This is a genomic window from Ensifer sp. KUDG1 (assembly GCF_050434285.1).
In the GTDB taxonomy this organism is placed as follows: Bacteria; Pseudomonadota; Alphaproteobacteria; order Rhizobiales; family Rhizobiaceae; genus Ensifer.
This window is the reverse complement of record NZ_JBNDIG010000015.1, coordinates 1-17,784: the sequence shown is the minus strand read 5'-3', so window position 1 is coordinate 17,784 and position 17,784 is coordinate 1. Positions and strand designations below refer to the sequence as shown.

Genomic DNA, 17,784 nt, shown 5'->3' with positions numbered 1-17,784 from the left:
ACCATGTCGCCCAGTGCCCTCTCATTTCCTTGTCGCAACACCCGTCTGGGCGCTTGTTTGCGCTGACTGCCACGCCGAAAAAGCCACCTTTTCGGCGGCGCCTTCTCCAATCACCAGCACGCTATCGAAGAAATCAATCCCGCCCTCCGATTGGATCGAGGACGTATCGTGCATAATGGCGATGACCGTTGCATCCGGGCAATTGTCCTTGATCGATTGAAAGAACGCTTGCACTGCCTGCCCATCAAGGGCGCTTGTCGCCTCGTCCAGAAAAAGCAAGCCTGGCTTCAGCAGCAGGATTTTCGCAAGAACGAGCTTTTGCTTTTCACCCCCGGACAGGAGCTTGTCCCACTGCTGACCATCCCGACCTTCATCTCGGAGCTCTCCTTGAAACTCTTCGAGCCCCGCTTCTTTCAATGCGCTTGAGACCGCAGCGTCCTGATGCGCGGCGGCTTCATCGGGGAGACAGACGAGATCTTTGAGGCAAACGCCTTGAAGTTTGACGTCCTGGGCGGCGTAAAGGGTTTGCAAACCGTCGGGCAACGCAATCTTACCCCTTCCGTGCGGCCAAAGACCGTTAATCGCCTTGAGAAGCGAGGTCTTGCCGCTTCCCGATTCGCCCATCACCAACGTCCACTCGCCCGGAGCGAAGTTGAGCGCATTGGCACTCAAAAAGGGCTCGTCCTCGCCAGTATGCATGAGCTCGACCGCATGGATCGTCAGGCCCTTTGCTCCGTTCTCGGACGAGTATTCAAACGCTGCAGGACCACTTTGCGCATAGTAGTCTTGCGGGCGCTGGACCGTTTCTATTGCTTCGGCGAGTTCCGTTATGCGGTGCGCGTCGGCCCGGAGCGTGGCGATGTCGGGCATCGCGTGAATGAACCATGAGCACTCATTGATCAGGGCCGTCGCAAGTTCGGCGCCGGTCACGTAGTCCTGCAGGCTGATGGTCTTGTCGACATAGGGAAGCAGACCGGGCGCGTAGGCGACGATGCGTGAGCCGAGGAAATTATGCACCAGTTCAAAGCCCATATAGCCCGCCGTAATTCGATTGAGGCTCGCCCAGGTCCGGTCGATATCCTGGTACCGGCGCACGTTGAGCGCCTTTTGCGCCGGCTCCCCCTTGATGACCGCAACATGAAAACTGCGGTGCAGCAACTGGTTGAGTTCGCTGCGATAGCTGCCTTCCGCCGATTGAATCCGTATGGACAGCCCCTGCAAAATACCGCCCAGCTTGGCTGCAATGAACGTGTTGAGGGGAACGTAGATCGCGATCGCTAGCAGCGTCAGGCAGGCGCTACCGTAGCTGCCGAGAAAATCGAGCCCTCTCACCGGGCTCGACGTCTCGATCAATTTGCCGCCAACGAAGGCGAGCGATAGGACAACACCGGCGATGCCGACGCCGAGGCCGATCGCACCGCCCGTCATACCTTTGATCGCCTCCTGTACCCGCTGATCGATGTTGTCAGGTGCTGATGACGTGTCCGCCTCGCTCCCGCCACCAAACCCGTTCTGCTGCAGGTGGAAGTGCGTGTGATTGGAATCGAGGAGCGCCCGGTTAAAACGCTCGTCCAGCCACTGGCGCCATTTACGGTGAAGGCTGGTCGAAAGGAAGTGGCGGACCGCGGTAAACCCTGCGTCCCTCGTGATCGCGATCGCAGCGAGCGTCGCTGCGGTCTTTAGAAGTGACAATGGCGTCGTGGGGACGGTGGGGTGGTGGAAATTCGCGATCTGATTGACCAGTTCGCCTGATGTCAGCGCAAACCAGACGCTTGCCTGGGCCGACAATCCGGTAAGCAGCAGGATGAGAAAGGTCAGGATCCAGGCTTCTTTCCACCGATTAGAGAGCCAGTAGGCGAACAACAGGCCCCAGAAGCTGCGCATGGAGGATACGGGGCTGCTCGGGCGCCGCCGCTTCTCGCCGAAAGGCCGTTTAACCAGTTTTGCTGCCCGTTGCGCCCTGCTGCGCACTTCGCTCAAGCTCATCTTTCTGAAGTGGAGCATGGATCCGGCTTGTCAAATACAGATGACGTTGCGGCATCGAACGAGTGCCACCTTTGACACCGTGGGCGAGGGCGAACCTGCCGTCCGTGTCTTGGACCGTCTCCTCACCTCCGATCACGCGGATCCGAGGCACCGTACGGGCGGCCCGAACTGAAAGACAGGCTGGATTTGATGTTTCGGAAGCATCATCGCCAATCTGGCTCTGCCCAGGTGCATTAATCCCTGCTGCTTCCCCTCTTCGACGGGGTGGCTTCTGGAAATGTCGGACGAGGAACCACGCTGTCCAAATGATTTGCCCTTTCCAGGCAGACTACTTGGACAGGCTGGCGACAGGCGTTGGAAGAACGACGGCGGCAGTTTGGTTGCTGTCGTTCACGATCGCGCTGCCTATGACGAGGTAACCGCCAATGACCACGAATGCGAAGAGCATGACGCCGATCGGAAGGCCGGTAGAGAAAGTCCGCTGCGGTTTGCCGTAACTATAGCGTTCGTACATTCCAGGATCCTTCCTGCCTCGTGGACAACGGCACCCGAGCCAACCGAAGGGACGTTTAAGCCGCTCTGGTGTCGTTGTCCGCCCGGGACGGCATAATGCCAGGGAGTTTACCCCAGGCTAAGGTTGGAGGTAGCGCGGTGAAACCGGATCACCAGCCAACTAGGACCTTTGCGGGAACCCATCGGACTGAAGCCCTATGGCGGAACTTTCGGGCGCGCTCCAGGTTTTCTACACCTCTTGTCTGAACCGTACCGGAGCGGTACGAGAAAACGTTGGCGAACCGCAACTGCAGGCGGACGCTTCCTATGGCGTCGCCTGCGCTTCCAACCATAAATTCTTGACCGTAAGCGCATCGGCTTACGATGGATCTTGCTCGCGGCCGCTCACGGGCCAAGAGGTCCTCAGGCGAGTTTTCCGAATTTCCGACTTGGAACAATCCTTCCTTTTGTGGGTTCAAAACCCACGCTGGCGCAAATTCGCCTATCAAGGAGGATCGGCATGCTCAAATGGGCAATCATATTTTTCATCGTTTCGGTCGTTGCCGGTTTGCTCGGGTTTTCCGGCATTTCGGCAGCCACGGCCGGTATTGCCAAGGTTTTGTTTTTCGTTGCCCTGGCGATCTTCCTCCTGTTCCTTGTCCTTGCATTCATGGCCGGAAGCATCGCGTTCTAGGAACGTCAGGCTCGCATTTCCGGCTGCGGCGCTCCGGCCATCCGGTGCAATCACGATACCATTTGTCGGAGCCGCCAATGGGGAGCCGAACGCATCCACTTGCAGGCAGGTTGCCGGAACCGTTGCGCGTTGCAGCCCAGATTGAAAGGGGCGCCCGGGTTCGCCTGGCTGTGTGACGTGGACAGACGACGCCCCGTCCGTCCCGTTGGTTTGATGTAAAGCCGGATCTGTTGCCCACGCTAAGGCCCCCGTGGTCAAATCAGGGAGCTGCGGCGCTCGTGCATGTATCGATCGAGGTCGGTTCGTGTGGGGCCGATGCGAACGAAAATTTCGCGCGCATCCAACGGCGTCAGACCATAGGCAGCAATGAACTCGGCGAGGTCGTAGTGTCCACCATAGACGGCCTCTGAAGGATCTATGATCTTGGCGCGCCTTCTCTTGGTATAGGCCGAAAGCGATACGCCGCTGCTCGACATGGGTTGGTTGTGCTTCATCCTTCTCTCCCTAATCGACGATGTGTCTTCCGTTCGGGTGGATCACCGCTCGTTCTTTTGCGGAAAACCGTCAAAGCGCTCCACAGTGCTTTTTGTTCCCTTCCGGAACCTTTGAAGCCCTGTGGTGTTGGGTGCGCCTCCCAGAAAGGCGAAGGAGGTTGCCATGCCGGAGAAGACCTTGGATATGTTGTTCCATGAAACTCTGAAAGACATCTACTATGCTGAGAGGCAGATCCTGAAAGCGCTTCCGAAGATGGCGCGCGCGGCACAGTCACCCGATACCAAGGCGGCATTCGAAAAGCACCGCGATGAAACCGAAGGCCATGTGGAGCGCCTTCAGCAGGTCTTCGAGATCATCGGCAAGCGTGCGCAGGGTAAAACCTGCGAAGCAATTCAAGGCATTATTGCAGAAGGCGAGGAGGTTATTGAGGAGTTCAAGGGAAGCGCGGCCCTCGATGCCGGTCTCATATCTGCGGCTCAGGCGGTCGAGCACTACGAGATCGCGCGCTATGGTACATTGAAGACCTGGGCCAAGCAGCTTGGGCACGATAAAGCAGTCGTACTGCTTGATCAGACGCTTCAGGAGGAAGGCGCCACCGACAAGGCGCTTAGCAAGCTGGCTCTTTCCGCCGCCAACATCAAGGCCGCCGCTTAAACTACGCGAAAGGCGGAGGGCGGACACGCCCTTCGCCTCGCTAAACCCTCCACGACGCAGATAATCGCCCCGCTACTGGTCGGCGCGCTCGCTTTTTTGAGGGACAGCAGCAACCGTCGGCTGAAAATTTTGCCTCCTCAGACGCAGGCGGGAGACTTCAGCTAACGAGGCGAGCTCACTCGATCTTTCCCATGAGCGCGGTTCCGAGGCAGCCAAGAGCAAACGATGCGCCGAAGGCATAAATCTGCAGCAGAAGAGCAATCGGCTCGATCGCGCCATCATGGCCGAGCGCGTGCGGGTATCTGAAGGCGATCACCAGCGTGGTGACGGCTCCCAGTGCGAAGCCAGTCGATAAATGCCAAATGATAAACCGCAACAGCTTGGGCATTTTTCCAACCTCCGCTAGGACGGAAGTGAGGGTTAACGCCGTCGCAGCCCGGCTGAAACAACGCGATGATCAGCTGGGCAGAGGTTCGGCGTGCGGATCGCGCGGTGAACTTGTTTGCTCTTTCAAAAGCCGATCGAAACGCTCACCGGCATCGCGAGTTTTCGTTCCCAACCGGGATCCCCGATGATTGTTCCCGCCCGCCGCTGCAAGCGGCAGCATCGCGTTGATGGCCACAGTGAGCTTCTCAATATGAGCATTCCATTTCGAGAGCTTCCGACGCGAGGCCGAGCACACGCCGTCTACCGCCGTCCGTTCCTGGCTAGCCATTTGAGGAAACGAACGAGCTGTATTTCGTCGGCGCGAAGTCCAGATATCGGCTTTGCGTTGTTCCGCAGCTGGGGAGCTTTTTGGTGGGCGTCTGCCAAGGCAAGAATTTCCGGATGTACGTAACTCTTGCGGCAAACGGCCGGAGTGTTGTGAAGAGCTTCGGCAGCCGCCTGGCACATCGCCTTCACGGTTGGACGTCGGCCTTCGACGAGAGCCCGACGGGCAACGGCATATGCAGCAACGCTCCCCGCCCAGGTTCTGAACGTCTTGGCTGAAACCGGCGCTCCGCAGATCTCTGCGAGATACCGATTGAAGCGGCCAGATTCGATCGGATCCGGCCTTCCGTCTGGCCCGACGCAAACGAAGAGTTGGCGGCCTGGAAGCTCCGCTATCTCCTCAAGAATCCGCTGCAGTCGAGGGTTTCTCAATCGTCTTCGGATGCGCTGTCCACCCTTGCCCTTGAAGTTCAGTTCAATGCAGTTCTCAGCAATCTTGAGATGTCGCTTGAGCAACGTGGCGGCGCCATAGCTGCCATTCTCCTGGACGTAACTTGAGTTACCGATACGAAGCGGAGCCTGGTCAAGCAGTGACGCAAGGGCTGCAAGAACCGTGGCAGGATCGCCAACCGGGCCTTCCATCTGCTTGCGGATTGTTCGCCGCATCCGGGGTAGCACTTTGGCAAAGGCGGGAAGCTGGCTGTATTTGTCGCGGCTTCGCATGTCCTGCCAGATATCGTGGTATCGGTACTGCTTGCGACCGCGCGCATCATAGCCCGTTGCCTGGAGGTGTCCGTTTTGCCTGGTACAAATCCAGACATCTTCGTAGGCGGGCGGTAGTCCAAGCTTCTGGATGCGGGCAAGAATGCTCCTGTCTTTCAGGAGTTCACCGTTTGGCCGTCGGTAAATAAAGCCTTTGGCGGTGCGCGACCGACTATAGCCCGGTTCCTTATCCGAGACATACACAAGCTCGGCTGCCTCGTCGCACCCACTCTGTCGCGTGTCCAATCAGATCCGCCCCATCAGAAGCAGAACCAGCAGAACGACGACCACAACGCCCAGCAGTCCGGATGGCCCGTATCCCCAGCCCGACGAATAGGGCCAAGCGGGGAAAGCGCCGACGAGCAGCAGGATTAGAATAATCAACAGCACGGTTCCAAGCATCTTGCGATCTCCTTCCGAAGGCCGATCTGGTAGTCTCACAGGTTAGGCCGACCCAGGCGGCGGCGCGAAAACCCAACTCCAGGTAAACGTGCCATGATGAATTCCATCATGATCAAGCCACCTGATGTGGGCGTCAAACGCGTGCTTTGACGATTGGTTCCTTCGGTCTCTGTCAGCATCGACGGCAGTCAGCCACCTTCTATCTCGGGCGCAAGGTGAGCTGTTTCACCGTTCCCTCGGGCATCGCGCCGGGCCCTTAGGCCGTCAATAGCTTGGCTTCTTGGCATCGAAGGCGTATCTTCAAGCAAGGACACCATAGGCGACGGACACGGCCGAAGAAGCGCTGTTCCGACGAACAGGGTCAAGGCGATGGCATCGGGCAAAAAAGCTGACGATGAAAAACGGGAGTTGCTGGCTGACAGCGCAGCACCTTGCCCAGGCGATGGCGACATGATGCAATTGGACCATGTGCCGGATCGATTGCTGATACTTGCCAACCGGTTGCAAAGGGCGCTCGACCATCGGGAGATGTCGCGAGCGACGACCGGCACCCTACGTCGGAAGCACTGAGATGGTCACCGAGCGGATCGAGGATAGCAAATGACGCCGGACCTGCAGCGATTGCGGGTGCTCGTGGCCGAGGATGAGTTTTTTGTTGCAAATGACATTGCGCTTTGGCTCGAGCAGGCTGGCGCGACGATTATCGGCCCGACACCCACGGTAAAGGAAACGTTGAATAGTCTCGCACAGGCGGTCGATGTTCAGGTTGCTGTTCTCGATATCAACCTAAACGGCGAGTTGATTTTCCCCGTTGCCGACGAACTTGCGCGCCGATCGGTCCCGGTGATTTTTTTCAGTGGCTATGACGACGTGAACGTCCCCGAACGCTTCCGCGCGGTTGCGCGTGTCAGCAAGTGTTCCGCCTCGTCGGACCTCGTGAGCGCGGTTTTTGAGCAGCATCTTCTTAGCCTGTCGAACCTGGCGCCACTTTACACCGGGCTGACTGATCAATCCGTGAGCGAACTGATACCGGCGCTGCGTTTCAGAGCGCGGCTTCTTATGGTCGGCGCTCCGGCAAAAGCCGCCGATCGTCTTGTGGAGCGGACGCTAGAGCGAGCCATTGCTCTGGCGGGCACAAGGGACAGGTCTCAAAGTCTCGACGCGTGGCTGCACGAACTGATCGCGGAAATTCACACTGAGAACCCATACGGGCCGCACTAGTCATCTCAGGACACCGGGACGCGAGAGGGCGGCGATCGGTGTGAATGGGCGGCTCACGGACCTCGTCCGGATTCGGTGTTCTCCTCTCATCCGGCATATCTTCAGGTTCGGGTTCTTCTACGGGCGGTGGCGTCTCATTCGGCCCTGGCATTGGCGGTTGCCGCTCGCCTGGATCGTGTGGTTTGGGGGTCATGTCCTTGCTCCTCGTCTACAGGGAGAACAAGGGTAGCTGCGCTTGGTTCCGAAAAGTTTGGCGGTATGGATGGATCGCAGTTCCGGAACAATTGATCGCGAAGGGGGTTCGGCGCACAAAAAGATCACAAGGATCAGATCAATGAGTGAGGCGAAAACCACCGATGATCACAATGAAATTCAACAATGGGCCGAGACGAGGAAAGGTCGCCCCGCAAGAGTAAAAGGGGCGCTCGATGGCATCCTGAGGATTGATTTCGGTGAGCCGGAGAACGGACTTGAGCCAATCTCGTGGAAGGAGTTCTTCCTCATTTTTGATCACAACAAGTTGCTCTTCCTTCACCAGGACACGACTGGAGACGGCAAGCTCAGTCGCTTCAACAAGTTCGTCGATCGAAATTGACTGCGAAGCGTGGTTATCGCCGTCACCCCCGGCGGTAGGCCGCTGCGCCGGGCGCTGTCCGTCGGTGCTCTGAGCGATGAGCATTCTTGTGCTCTCGCGCCAGGCCCTATTGTGGATTGGGGGCGCGCTCAGCGGGCGCCATACCCTGCGGGCTCTCGGTGCTTGGACGCACTTCGGCATCCGGCTGTTGCTGTTGGGAGGACGCCGGTTGTCCGGTCTGCTCACCACCGCGGTGCCCCCATTCGACGAACCCCCAGACAAGCAGCGCCAGAAAGAGGCTTGCGGCAAGCACCAGGAAAACCCGAGCGCCCATTCCGGCTTGGCGGGTTTCACGCGCGGAGAAAGTGGTTCGGTCAGCGCCGTGTGTTGCTGTTTTCGGTTCGCCGCGTTCATCCAACTGTTCAGCCATCACATCTCTCCGCTATAGAGCCGCTGCCCAATTCAGGGCTGGCCGATAGGTACCTGTTTCTCACGCCACTCCGGCGCATTGCAGTTCGAACCGGTAACTCCCCTGAAAGTTCCGAACGGCGTCACCGTCGGAGCCTCGCCGGTCATCTGGACTGTACGGTATCTGCCGGGTCACGCCTTGCCATTGGTGCATTGCACGACCAACCGCTGCAACGTGTTGGGCGCGTTCCGAAGCTGCGGTCTTTGCCAGAGCATCGAGACGGAACAAACACGGCATTGGTCGGTTTATCCTTCTGCACAGGCAGGAGGGTCAAGGACATGGACGACAAGGAAGAACGCATTCGCCAGCGCGCCTATGCGATTTGGGAAAGCGAAGGCCGCCCCCAGGGTCACGATCGACGCCATTGGGAAAAGGCAGAAGGCGAATTGGCAGATGGCGATCAACGTCCTCCAAACGAGCCCACAGACGAGAGACGAGAAGAGAGCGAGGTGGGAACGGTCGTCGCGCCTTCGACCGCCCCGCGGGTAAAGGCGGGTCAGCCAAGCAATGAACCATGATTTTCGAGAAGCAGTCCCATGCCAATAGCTGGCATCATGACGAAGGACGTACATGTCGCGAGGCCGGACGACACCGTTTCGATCGGCTTGCAGGACGTCACGAACCCCGGCGGACCACATAGCGAGAGGCCTTAATCATGGCCGATATCCGCGAAAAGCGCGCTTTTTGGCGCTCTCCGGTTTCACTTTCTGTCGCCGAGCAGCGTGTCTGGGCGACAGAGGTGGCCCTGCACGCTCATGCGGGCCAACTGGACAAGGCGGGAGAACCCTATATTCGTCATTGCCAGCGGGTTGCAGAGGCGGTCGAAGGCGACAAGGCCAAAACAGTGGCATTTCTTCATGACATCGTCGAAAAGGCTCCGGACTGGACGCTCGAGAGATTGCTGGTTTCCGGTTTTTCCCCTGACGTTGTGGCGGCTGTCGAAAGCTTGACCCATCGCCCTGAAGAAACCAAAGACGCGTTGGCGATCCGTGCGGCGGCCAATGCGCTTGGAGCCGTCGTCAAGCGAGCCGACCTTCAGGACAATCTCACCCAGGTCGAAAGGCAAGGTGGGGATGTCGCGCAATACAGACGTCGATTGCTTTTGCTCGAAGTCGCCGCCAACAGGGATAAGCGCCTAAGGCGAGATGAGGGAGCGGGCGACTTGCGTCGAGAAGGTCGGTTCGGCCCCAAGCTGGCGCAACGTGACGCGTGTGCCATGACCAGGCGCGACAACGCCGATCGCGTTGCGAAGAAAGGGCTTATCTTTCTTGTTGGCTTGGCTGCGGCTCTCGCAATTGCGTTTGCCTTGGCTTGAACGGTCGTTGTCCGTGTCGCTCAATCCAGCGGAACACCGTTCATGCGGAGGGCAAGTTCGTCGCGGGCGCGGCTCAGTCTGCTTTTGATGGTGCCGACCGCGCAATCACAGATGTCGGCTGCCTCCTTATAGCTCAAACCGTAGCCGGCGACGAGCACCAGAACTTCCCTGTGATCGGGCGCCAACCTGTCAAGCGCGGTGCGCAACTCGCCGTTCAACACGCACCAATCCTGCGGAGCAGGTATCGCAATGGGAAGATCTGCGCAGTTTATGGCGCCGGGTGCTTCGCGTTTGCGCAGCTTGTATTGCGTGCGAAACGCGTTGTGCATGATTGTGAATAGCCACGATTTGAGGTTGGTCCCCGGTTCGAAGCCGTCGATACCACGCAGCGCGCGAAACAGCGTTTCCTGCAGCAAGTCGTCGGCCTCAAATCTCGAACCGCCAAAGGTTCGCGCAAAAGCCCTTAAGGCCGGGATGAGGTCCACCACCTGTGTCTCCAGGGGGCGTGTCTTATCGTCAAGGGTCGGAAATGAAGGCATCTGGGCTGCCTTTCGAGGTTGCCGGACTGCTCTGTTGGTCAATGCTTGGCCGGCATTTAAGTTCCTGGACTTTCCGGGAGGGGGCTCCCAAACAAACCCGCCGAGGCTTGTCTTCTAACCCCCTCGTCGTGGCTTCCTCAGCTTGAAGGCGTCGCACCCGATCAAGCCGGTAAAACCGGACGGTGTGTCTGGCCTACGGCCGCGTTAGCACGTCAGTAACGAGTTGACTGCTCAGCGGGAATTTGCGCGAGAGACGCGGCGAAAAGCAGGGTACCAGCACCATTAGCCGTGAAATGCGCGGCCGGCCGAGGGAGTGCTGCACGTAAAGCGATCTCCCCTGATCGGTTCGCTTGCGCGTATGTGCAAAGGGCCGGTCGGGCGCGGCACATTATAGGAAGGGTCTTCCTCCGGTAACGGCAATCGTTGCGCCGGATACATAACTCGACATCGGATCGGCAAGCATCACGTAGGCCGTTGCCAATTCCACGGGCTGCCCGGGACGGCCGATCGGGGTTTGCTTGCCAAACGAGCGCACTGATTCTGGCGGTAGTGTCGAGGGTATCAACGGCGTCCAGATCGGACCAGGCGCGACTGCATTCACGCGAATACCGCGGTGTCGACGATTTTTCGGCAATGAGCGCTTTTTGAGATGTCGCCATCGACCAGAACGGCGCGCCGCCCGGCGGCTTCAACCAATGCCTTGGTAGAAACCGCGTCTTCGTGTTCATCGAGATAGGAGATCAGGACATCGGCTCCCCTCGCGCGCATAGGCGAGCGCAACAGTGCGTCCGATGCCACTGTCGGCACCGGTGATGATTGCCCGCTTGTTTGCCAGCCGGCCTGACCCCCGGTAGCTGTCCTCGCCGTGATCAGGACGCGGATCCATCGCATCGGTCTGCCCTGGCGGCTCCTGCTCGACCTTTCTACCCACCAAATTCGCCAATTTGCCTCCGGACTTCGCAATCCCAATGGTCTGTCCTTCCAGCCCGATAGCGGACAGCTTTGGGTCGTCGTCAACGAGCGCGACGAGATCGGACCAGACCTCGTTCCCGACTACATGACGTCGGTCATGGAGGACGCCTTCTATGGCTGGCCATACAGCTGGTACGGTCAGCATGTCGATGAGCGGGTGGAGCCGCAGAACCCTGAGCTGGTGGCGGTTGCCGTCAAGCCGGACTATGCGCTTGGCCCCCATACTGCATCGCTCGGCCTCACTTTCAACACCGGGGATCTGTTCGGCGCCGAGATGAAGAACGGCGCCTTCGTCGGCCAGCACGGTTCCTGGAACCGGATACCGCTAAGCGGCTACAAGGTCATCTTCGTACCGTTTACCGATGGGAAACCGTCCGGCCCGCCGCGCGATATTCTGACGGGATTTCTGACCGGCGACGGCAAGGCGCTCGGCCGGCCGGTTGGCGTTGCCATGGCGCGCGATGGCGCGTTGCTCGTCGCCGACGACGTCGGCAACAGGGTGTGGCGGGTTGCGCCAGCGCACGATTAGACGTTGGCGCGATCCGCCGGGATTACCGGCCGGCCCTTAAGCGGTTTCGGTCGATCGAATGCATCGACTTGCAACTGGCCAGCCGGATATGCGCTAACCATGGACCCGTTCGAGAAAGTCACGGATAAGTGCCGCTGCCTGATCAAGATGGGTTTCCAGCAACCAATGCCCGCCACCCAGAAGGTGAAGTTCCGCATCCGGCAGATCGCGAAGATAGGCCCGCGCGGATTTCTCCGGCATGTAGTGGTCCTTGGGTCCCCAAACGATGAGCGCAGGGGGCTGATGGTCCGCGAGATATCTTCGGTGTTGCGGGAACCATGACCGGTTCTCCTTCAAACCCGCGATTAGATTGACGGCGATTTCCTTCCGCTTTGGCGTCATGAGCGACCAATGCAGTTTCCATAGGTCTGGTGGAATGGTCTCTGCGAGATCGGGCTCCAGGTCGTTCAGGAACTCTTCTCGAAATGTCTCCTCGCGTACCGTTTCGGCCAACGCGCTCTTCATTTCCGGCAAAGGAAGCGTCCAGGTCGTTTCGATGTCTGCATATTTGGGTCCCAAGGCATCTTCATAGGGAATGTCGCCGTTCTGGATGATGAGCCCGACCACGGACGCAGGCCTTTCTATGGCGAGCCGAATTCCGATCGGTGAACCGAAGTCATGCAGGTAAAGAACGAAACGATCGATCTTGAGGGCATCTATGAAGCTGCTCAGAAATGCCGCGTAGCCGTCGAAGCTGTAGTCGAAATCATCCGGCGTATCGCTGTAACCCGCGCCAGGAAAATCCGGAGCGATCAGATGCCAACGGTCGCAAAGCCGTGGCATCAGATTGCGAAACTCATAGGACGAGCACGGATATCCGTGTGGGAGCAGGACGACTGGAGCACCTTGCCGTCCGGCGTCGCGATAGAAGACTTCGATGCCGGCGATCGTGATGCGCCGATGTCGAACCAGCGTGTTCATAGCAAATCCTCCGCGCGATGAGACGCTTGTAAACGGACGAGATCGGCCGATCAGTCATGCGCCAAGCCGTTCGCCATCGGTGATAACCGGTACTATCGCCGGTTGTTCCACCCAGATGGGTAGCCGGCAAAGGCGCCGGCTCTCGAAAGAAGGCTCCTCGGGGACTGCTCTACGTCGTGAAACGAACGACCGATCTTCCTCGGTGTTGCTTTCTCGTCCTTGCTCATTCGCTCGATATACGGTGAAGGTCTTTGATCGTGGCTCAGGCTCAGATGGAATCGATATCATGACGCAGGACGTCGAATTTTCGCGGCTTCTGGAGGGCGACGCGGGGGCCGTGCAGGCGTGGTTGGCTGAATGGCTGACCGAGCATGTCAGCGGCTGGTGTGGCGCCTATGGCCTGGATTGGGCAGCAAGCGGCGTCAATGCGCATATAGAGCGCCATCAATTGGTAGAGCGCGAATGGGCGGAAATCACAGCTGCTGCAGTGGACCAGGATTGTTTTGTCCGCGTGGCCAAGATCAGGCAGACGCCCGTCGGGGTCGTTTATGCCGAAAAGCGTATGGACCGCTATCTCGCGCTTAAGACCGGTGTTTTATCCTGGATCTACATCGAACCGGCATTTCGCAGACGCGGCATCGCCCGAGGCCTCCTCAACGAAGCGCACAAATGGTTTGTCAAAGAGCAGGTGCCGGTCTCGGAGGTTTTCGTAACCGGTAGCAACAGAGCTGCAATCGCCGCCTATCAAGGCGGCGGCTATCGCATCCTCGATCACCGCCTCCTTGCGGTGATGCGCGAAGACGAACGTTCCGTCGGGCGCTAGGCGCGCGCGAGGAGTTCAGATTTCCCGGGCACTTTGCTCAAGCCGTTCAAGCAAGCGACCTTATAGCGCACAGGACCGCCAACAACAGCCACGCCTACCGCGTCCTGTCGCTCGCCAGATCGTCCGGCTTAAGCTCATAGACGGCCCCGACTGCAGAGCGGGGCTGGCAGTTACCCACACACGGGATCGCTCGCGGCGACGGCTTTGCGCCCGCCTCCTGCCTCGGTACCGACCTTCCCCTTCCGCGGACTTCAACCGCGAAGAACGGTATCGTCTCTTGGGCAGAGTGAAAGCGGCAACTTTTCTTGTTTCGCGCAACGAAAGAGAACGCCATTCCTATAATCTATAAAAAATATGTATTTAATAATTTTCTATCGTAAATGGCGATGAAAGCTCCGAACCATGTCCTATCTGCTTAGCCTTCTCGACAAGAGCCCCGTCGATCCGGGGAGGACGCCAACGGAGGCCCTTCACGCGACCGCACAGCTCGCCGCGAAGGCGGAGGAATGGCGCTATCATCGCTTCTGGGTCGCAGAACACCACAACATTCAGGGGCTAGCGAGTTCGGCGCCGGAAACCCTGATCGCCTATCTGCTGGCGAAAACGTCGAAGATCCGCATCGGATCCGGCGGCGTCATGCTGCAGCACTACAGCGCCTACAAGGTGGCCGAGAGCTTCAATCTTCTCGCCAGCCTCGCGCCATCGCGCGTCGACCTCGGCGTCGGCAAGGCGCCGGGCGGATTTCCGCTTTCGACCAGGGCGCTGCAGGCGGGGATAGATCCCGCGCTCCGACCGAATTTCGCCGAGCAGCTGGCGGATCTCAATCGTTATCTGTTGCCGCAGGAGGCACAACGCTCCGACCTGCTTGCCACACCGCTGCCGCCTGTCGCGCCGGAACGCTTCCTGCTTGGAGCAAGCGTCGAGAGCGCCGTCCTTGCCGCCGAAAAGGGCTGGAAGCTGGTTTTCGCCGGCCATCTCAACGGCGATCCCGACAATCTGCAAAAGACGTTCGATGCCTATGAGCGGGCGACTGGCGGTGAGCGACCGCTGCTCGCGCTCGCGGCCTTCGCCGCCGACAGCGAGGAACGGGCGCGCCAGCGCGTCGCCGACCTGAAGATTTTCAAGGTGTTCTTCGGCAATGGCCAGAGCGTCAATGTCGGCAGCGAGGAGCAGGCGGCCGACTATGCCCGCCAGGCCGGCTTTAGCGATTACCGCATCGAGGAAAAGACACCGAGCGTGCTCACCGGCACGCCGCGGCAGGTGCGCCAGGAACTCGACGCGCTGCACCGCCGCTACGGGGTCGAGGAATTCGTCATTGAAACGCCCGCGGTCGGCGCCGCCGAGCGCCTCGCCTCGATCGAGCTTATCGCACGCGAGCGGCTGTCGCTCGCCGCCTGATCACTCCGGGAAGGATTTGTCATGAGCAAGAAGAACGTCACTTTCGGCATCATGCTGCAGGGACCGGGCGGACACATGAACGCCTGGAAACATCCAAGCGGACCCGCTGACGCCAGTGTCAATTTCGACTTCTTCGTCGAGACGGCGCGCAAGGCGGAAGCCGCTGGCATCGCCTTCGCCTTCGTCGCCGATGGCCTCTACATCAACGAGCAGTCGATCCCGCATTTCCTCAACCGCTTCGAGCCGCTGACGATCCTGTCGGCGCTTGCCGCCTCGACCTCGAAGATCGGCCTCGTTGGCACGGTCTCGACCTCCTACAGTGACCCGTTCACGGTCGCCCGCCAGTTCGCCTCGCTCGATCTGATCAGCGGCGGCCGCGCCGGCTGGAACGCGGTAACCTCGCCGCTCGAAGGGTCGGGACGAAACTACGGGCGCGAGCATCCGGAACACGAGCTTCGCTACGAGATCGCCGACGAATATCTCGATGCCATCAAGGGGCTCTGGGACAGCTGGGACGACGACGCCTTCGTGCGCGACCGGGCAACCGGCGTCTATGCCGACAAGACGAAGTTGCGCCGGCTCAACCACAAGGGACGGTTCTTCCGGATTGAAGGGCCGCTCAACATCGAGCGTTCGCGGCAGGGGCAACCGGTCGTCTTCCAGGCGGGCGCCTCCGATTCCGGCGTCCGGCTTGCCGGCAAGCACGCCGACGCGGTGTTCACCAATGGCGGACCGATCGAAGACGCCAAGGTCTTCTACAAGCAGGTCAAACAGAGTGCGGTGGCGCAGGGGCGCCGTTCCGCCGAGATCGGCATCTTTCCCGGCATCGGCCCGATCGTCGGGGCGACGGCAGAGGAAGCCGAGGCGAAGTACAGGGCCATCCGCGATCTGGTGACGATCGAGGAAGCGCTGCTCTATCTCGGCCGCTTCTTCGACCATCACGATTTCAGCGCCTACGAGTTGGACGCGCCGTTCCCTGACATCGGCGATATCGGCAAGAACAGTTTTCGCGCGACAACCGACCGCATCAAGAAGACGGCGCGCGAGACCGGCGCCAGCCTGCGCGAGATCGCGCTCGACGTTGCAACGCCGAAAACCGCCTTCATCGGCACGGCCGAACATATCGCCGACGAGATCATCCGCTGGATCGAGGAGGATGCCGCCGACGGATTCATCCTCGGCTTCCCGGTGATTGCCGAAGGGCTCGCCGATTTCGCCGCGCATGTGCTGCCGATCCTCGAAGGCAAGGGCTCCTTCAAGCGCGACCTTGAAGGAGAGACGCTGCGCGATCACCTGGGGCTCCCCTACCGCGAGAGCCGTTATGCGACGCCGGCGGTGGAAAGCGAGCGGGGAAGGGCCGTCGGGGCCTGATTGGCTTTGGCGGAGGTACCCCCCATGAACCTCATCCTCACCGACACACAAAGATCCGCCACGGTCGAGCGTGGCCTTGCCACCTTCCTCGACGAGATCGTCGCCATCCGCCGCGACCTGCACCAGCATCCCGAGCTTGCCTTTCAGGAGAAGCGTACGAGTGGCCTTGTCGCCGACCTGCTGGCCTCCTGGGGCTATGACATCAGTCGGGGCATCGCCGGGACCGGGATCGTTGCCACGCTCCGACGCGGGCAGGGCGAAAAGGCGATCGGCCTTCGCGCGGACATGGACGCGCTGCCGATTGAGGAAGCGACCGGGCTTGCCTATGCCAGCCGCCACAAGGACGTGATGCATGCCTGCGGCCATGACGGCCATACGGCGATCCTGCTCGCCGCCGCCAGGTTTCTGGCTTCGGAGGGGCGTTTCGACGGCACGCTGCGACTGATCTTCCAGCCGGCCGAAGAGATTGGCGCCGGGGCGCGCAAGATGCTGTCGGAGGGGCTGTTCGAGCGCTTCCCAGTCGATGCGATCTTTGGCCTGCACAACTGGCCGGGTGTGCCCGCCGGCCGTTTCGGCTTCGTCGAGGGCCCGGCCATGGCGTCCGTCGACCAGGCCAATATCACGGTCGTCGGCAAGGGCGGCCATGGCGCCGAGCCGCACCTGACCGTCGACCCAGTGCTGGCGACAGCATCGCTGATTACCGCGCTTCAGAGCCTCGTTTCGCGCAATGTCGACCCGCAGCATATGGCTGTCGTCACCGTCGGCTCCATCCACGGCGGCCAGGCGTCGAACGTCATCCCCGAAAGCGTCTCGTTGAAACTGACCCTGCGGGCCTTCAATGACGACGTCCGCCGCCTGCTTGGCGAGCGTGTCCAGGCGCTGGCGCGGGCGCAGGCGGAGAGTTTCGGAGCGAGGGCGGACGTCGACTACCGGCTTGGCTTCCCGGCGCTGGTTAACCACGCGGGCGCCGACGGCGTATCGGTGACTTCCGTTTCATTTGGCGGCACGGCGGGCCTGGTCGGTGGTTCGACGGCGGGTCAGTACGGCACGTTGGTGCTCAACGCCGACGGCAGCTACACCTATACGCTCAACAACGCGACTGCCGGTGTGCAGAGCCTTGCCGCTGGCCAGATGGTGACGGATACGTTCACCTACGAGATCACCGATGGAGACGGTGACAAATCGTCGACGACGGTGACGATTACGGTCACCGGCACCAACGACGCACCACTCGTCACCTCGGGTGTGCAGAGCGGTGCGGTGACGGAGATCGCCGACAAGGCGACGGGTGAGAACACGGCTACGCACACGCAGGGCGGTGTGGTTGGCTTTAGCGATGTCGATACGCTCGACACGCATACGGCGAGCTTCAAGGCGAACGGCAACGGCTATCTCGGCACCTTCTCGCTCGACCCGC

The 17,784-nt window shown here is 60.0% G+C and carries 20 protein-coding genes and 2 pseudogenes; 11 read left to right on the top strand and 11 right to left on the bottom strand.

Features of this window, described 5'->3' with window-relative positions:
• Window positions 1-21: 21 nt before the first annotated feature.
• Window positions 22-1,971, bottom strand: coding sequence for an ABC transporter ATP-binding protein/permease (locus M2267_RS28085; protein WP_429119287.1), 1,950 nt, complete (start codon window positions 1,969-1,971; stop codon window positions 22-24).
• 343 nt (window positions 1,972-2,314) lie between these two features.
• On the bottom strand, window positions 2,315-2,500 hold the full coding sequence (locus M2267_RS28080; RefSeq protein ID WP_429119162.1) for a hypothetical protein: 186 nt from the start codon (window positions 2,498-2,500) through the stop codon (window positions 2,315-2,317).
• 498 nt (window positions 2,501-2,998) lie between these two features.
• Here M2267_RS28080 and M2267_RS28075 point away from each other — a divergent pair, with 498 nt between their 5' ends.
• Window positions 2,999-3,172, top strand: a complete 174-nt coding sequence (locus M2267_RS28075) for a DUF1328 domain-containing protein (RefSeq protein ID WP_192449280.1) — start codon at window positions 2,999-3,001, stop codon at window positions 3,170-3,172.
• A 254-nt stretch (window positions 3,173-3,426) separates the two neighbouring features.
• Here M2267_RS28075 and M2267_RS28070 read toward each other — a convergent pair whose 3' ends face one another.
• On the bottom strand, window positions 3,427-3,666 hold the full coding sequence (locus M2267_RS28070) for a hypothetical protein (protein ID WP_192448919.1): 240 nt from the start codon (window positions 3,664-3,666) through the stop codon (window positions 3,427-3,429).
• A gap of 163 nt (window positions 3,667-3,829) precedes the next feature.
• Here M2267_RS28070 and M2267_RS28065 point away from each other — a divergent pair, with 163 nt between their 5' ends.
• Window positions 3,830-4,321, top strand: coding sequence for a ferritin-like domain-containing protein (locus M2267_RS28065; RefSeq protein ID WP_429119161.1), 492 nt, complete (start codon window positions 3,830-3,832; stop codon window positions 4,319-4,321).
• A 175-nt stretch (window positions 4,322-4,496) separates the two neighbouring features.
• Here M2267_RS28065 and M2267_RS28060 read toward each other — a convergent pair whose 3' ends face one another.
• The 3 genes from M2267_RS28060 to M2267_RS28050 all read right to left on the bottom strand — a co-directional run bounded on the left by M2267_RS28060 (window position 4,497) and on the right by M2267_RS28050 (window position 6,196).
• Window positions 4,497-4,709 carry a hypothetical protein gene (locus M2267_RS28060; protein WP_429119159.1) on the bottom strand — a complete coding sequence of 71 codons (213 nt, stop codon included), beginning with the start codon at window positions 4,707-4,709 and terminating at the stop codon, window positions 4,497-4,499.
• Window positions 4,710-5,008: 299 nt separating this feature from the next.
• The gene (locus tag M2267_RS28055; RefSeq protein ID WP_429119157.1) at window positions 5,009-6,040 is read right to left on the bottom strand and encodes a DNA topoisomerase IB; all 1,032 of its coding nucleotides are present in this window, start codon (window positions 6,038-6,040) and stop codon (window positions 5,009-5,011) included.
• A complete protein-coding gene (locus M2267_RS28050; RefSeq protein WP_192448923.1) occupies window positions 6,041-6,196 on the bottom strand; it encodes a DUF3309 family protein in 156 nt (51 codons plus the stop codon). It lies immediately after the preceding gene.
• Between the two features lie 369 nt (window positions 6,197-6,565).
• Here M2267_RS28050 and M2267_RS28045 point away from each other — a divergent pair, with 369 nt between their 5' ends.
• Both M2267_RS28045 and M2267_RS28040 read left to right on the top strand, forming a co-directional pair.
• The gene (locus M2267_RS28045) at window positions 6,566-6,766 is read left to right on the top strand and encodes a hypothetical protein (RefSeq protein WP_429119155.1); all 201 of its coding nucleotides are present in this window, start codon (window positions 6,566-6,568) and stop codon (window positions 6,764-6,766) included.
• A gap of 30 nt (window positions 6,767-6,796) precedes the next feature.
• Window positions 6,797-7,417: a response regulator gene (locus M2267_RS28040; RefSeq protein WP_429119153.1), complete on the top strand. Its 621-nt coding sequence runs from the start codon at window positions 6,797-6,799 to the stop codon at window positions 7,415-7,417.
• A 331-nt stretch (window positions 7,418-7,748) separates the two neighbouring features.
• Here M2267_RS28040 and M2267_RS28035 read toward each other — a convergent pair whose 3' ends face one another.
• Window positions 7,749-8,096 (bottom strand): hypothetical protein, encoded by a 348-nt coding sequence (locus M2267_RS28035; RefSeq protein ID WP_429119151.1) that lies wholly within the window; start codon window positions 8,094-8,096, stop codon window positions 7,749-7,751.
• 22 nt (window positions 8,097-8,118) lie between these two features.
• Window positions 8,119-8,421 (bottom strand): hypothetical protein, encoded by a 303-nt coding sequence (locus tag M2267_RS28030; protein ID WP_429119149.1) that lies wholly within the window; start codon window positions 8,419-8,421, stop codon window positions 8,119-8,121.
• Window positions 8,422-8,738: 317 nt separating this feature from the next.
• On the opposite strand from M2267_RS28030, the gene M2267_RS28025 reads away from it, so the two are divergent.
• The gene (locus tag M2267_RS28025; protein WP_429119147.1) at window positions 8,739-8,978 is read left to right on the top strand and encodes a DUF2934 domain-containing protein; all 240 of its coding nucleotides are present in this window, start codon (window positions 8,739-8,741) and stop codon (window positions 8,976-8,978) included.
• A gap of 137 nt (window positions 8,979-9,115) precedes the next feature.
• Complete coding sequence (locus M2267_RS28020) at window positions 9,116-9,775, top strand: hypothetical protein (protein ID WP_429119145.1); 660 nt, start codon at window positions 9,116-9,118, stop codon at window positions 9,773-9,775.
• Window positions 9,776-9,795: 20 nt separating this feature from the next.
• On the opposite strand, the gene M2267_RS28015 is transcribed toward M2267_RS28020, so the two are convergent.
• Both M2267_RS28015 and M2267_RS28010 read right to left on the bottom strand, forming a co-directional pair.
• Window positions 9,796-10,314: a sigma-70 family RNA polymerase sigma factor gene (locus tag M2267_RS28015; protein WP_402324119.1), complete on the bottom strand. Its 519-nt coding sequence runs from the start codon at window positions 10,312-10,314 to the stop codon at window positions 9,796-9,798.
• A gap of 388 nt (window positions 10,315-10,702) precedes the next feature.
• Window positions 10,703-11,200: pseudogene (locus tag M2267_RS28010) on the bottom strand (SDR family oxidoreductase).
• Window positions 11,201-11,248: 48 nt separating this feature from the next.
• Here M2267_RS28010 and M2267_RS28005 point away from each other — a divergent pair.
• Window positions 11,249-11,815, top strand: a pseudogene (locus M2267_RS28005) (PQQ-dependent sugar dehydrogenase); the annotation flags it as partial.
• Between the two features lie 93 nt (window positions 11,816-11,908).
• Here M2267_RS28005 and M2267_RS28000 read toward each other — a convergent pair.
• On the bottom strand, window positions 11,909-12,775 hold the full coding sequence (locus M2267_RS28000) for an alpha/beta fold hydrolase (protein ID WP_429119143.1): 867 nt from the start codon (window positions 12,773-12,775) through the stop codon (window positions 11,909-11,911).
• A gap of 286 nt (window positions 12,776-13,061) precedes the next feature.
• On the opposite strand from M2267_RS28000, the gene M2267_RS27995 reads away from it, so the two are divergent.
• The 4 genes from M2267_RS27995 to M2267_RS27980 form a co-directional block, all read left to right on the top strand.
• Window positions 13,062-13,598, top strand: coding sequence for a GNAT family N-acetyltransferase (locus tag M2267_RS27995; protein ID WP_429119141.1), 537 nt, complete (start codon window positions 13,062-13,064; stop codon window positions 13,596-13,598).
• A 402-nt stretch (window positions 13,599-14,000) separates the two neighbouring features.
• On the top strand, window positions 14,001-14,996 hold the full coding sequence (locus tag M2267_RS27990; RefSeq protein ID WP_429119139.1) for an MsnO8 family LLM class oxidoreductase: 996 nt from the start codon (window positions 14,001-14,003) through the stop codon (window positions 14,994-14,996).
• 21 nt (window positions 14,997-15,017) lie between these two features.
• The gene (locus M2267_RS27985; RefSeq protein ID WP_429119137.1) at window positions 15,018-16,367 is read left to right on the top strand and encodes an LLM class flavin-dependent oxidoreductase; all 1,350 of its coding nucleotides are present in this window, start codon (window positions 15,018-15,020) and stop codon (window positions 16,365-16,367) included.
• Between the two features lie 24 nt (window positions 16,368-16,391).
• Window positions 16,392-17,784, top strand: a 1,393-nt coding sequence (locus M2267_RS27980) for an amidohydrolase (RefSeq protein ID WP_429119135.1), incomplete at its 3' end; no start/stop codon positions are given.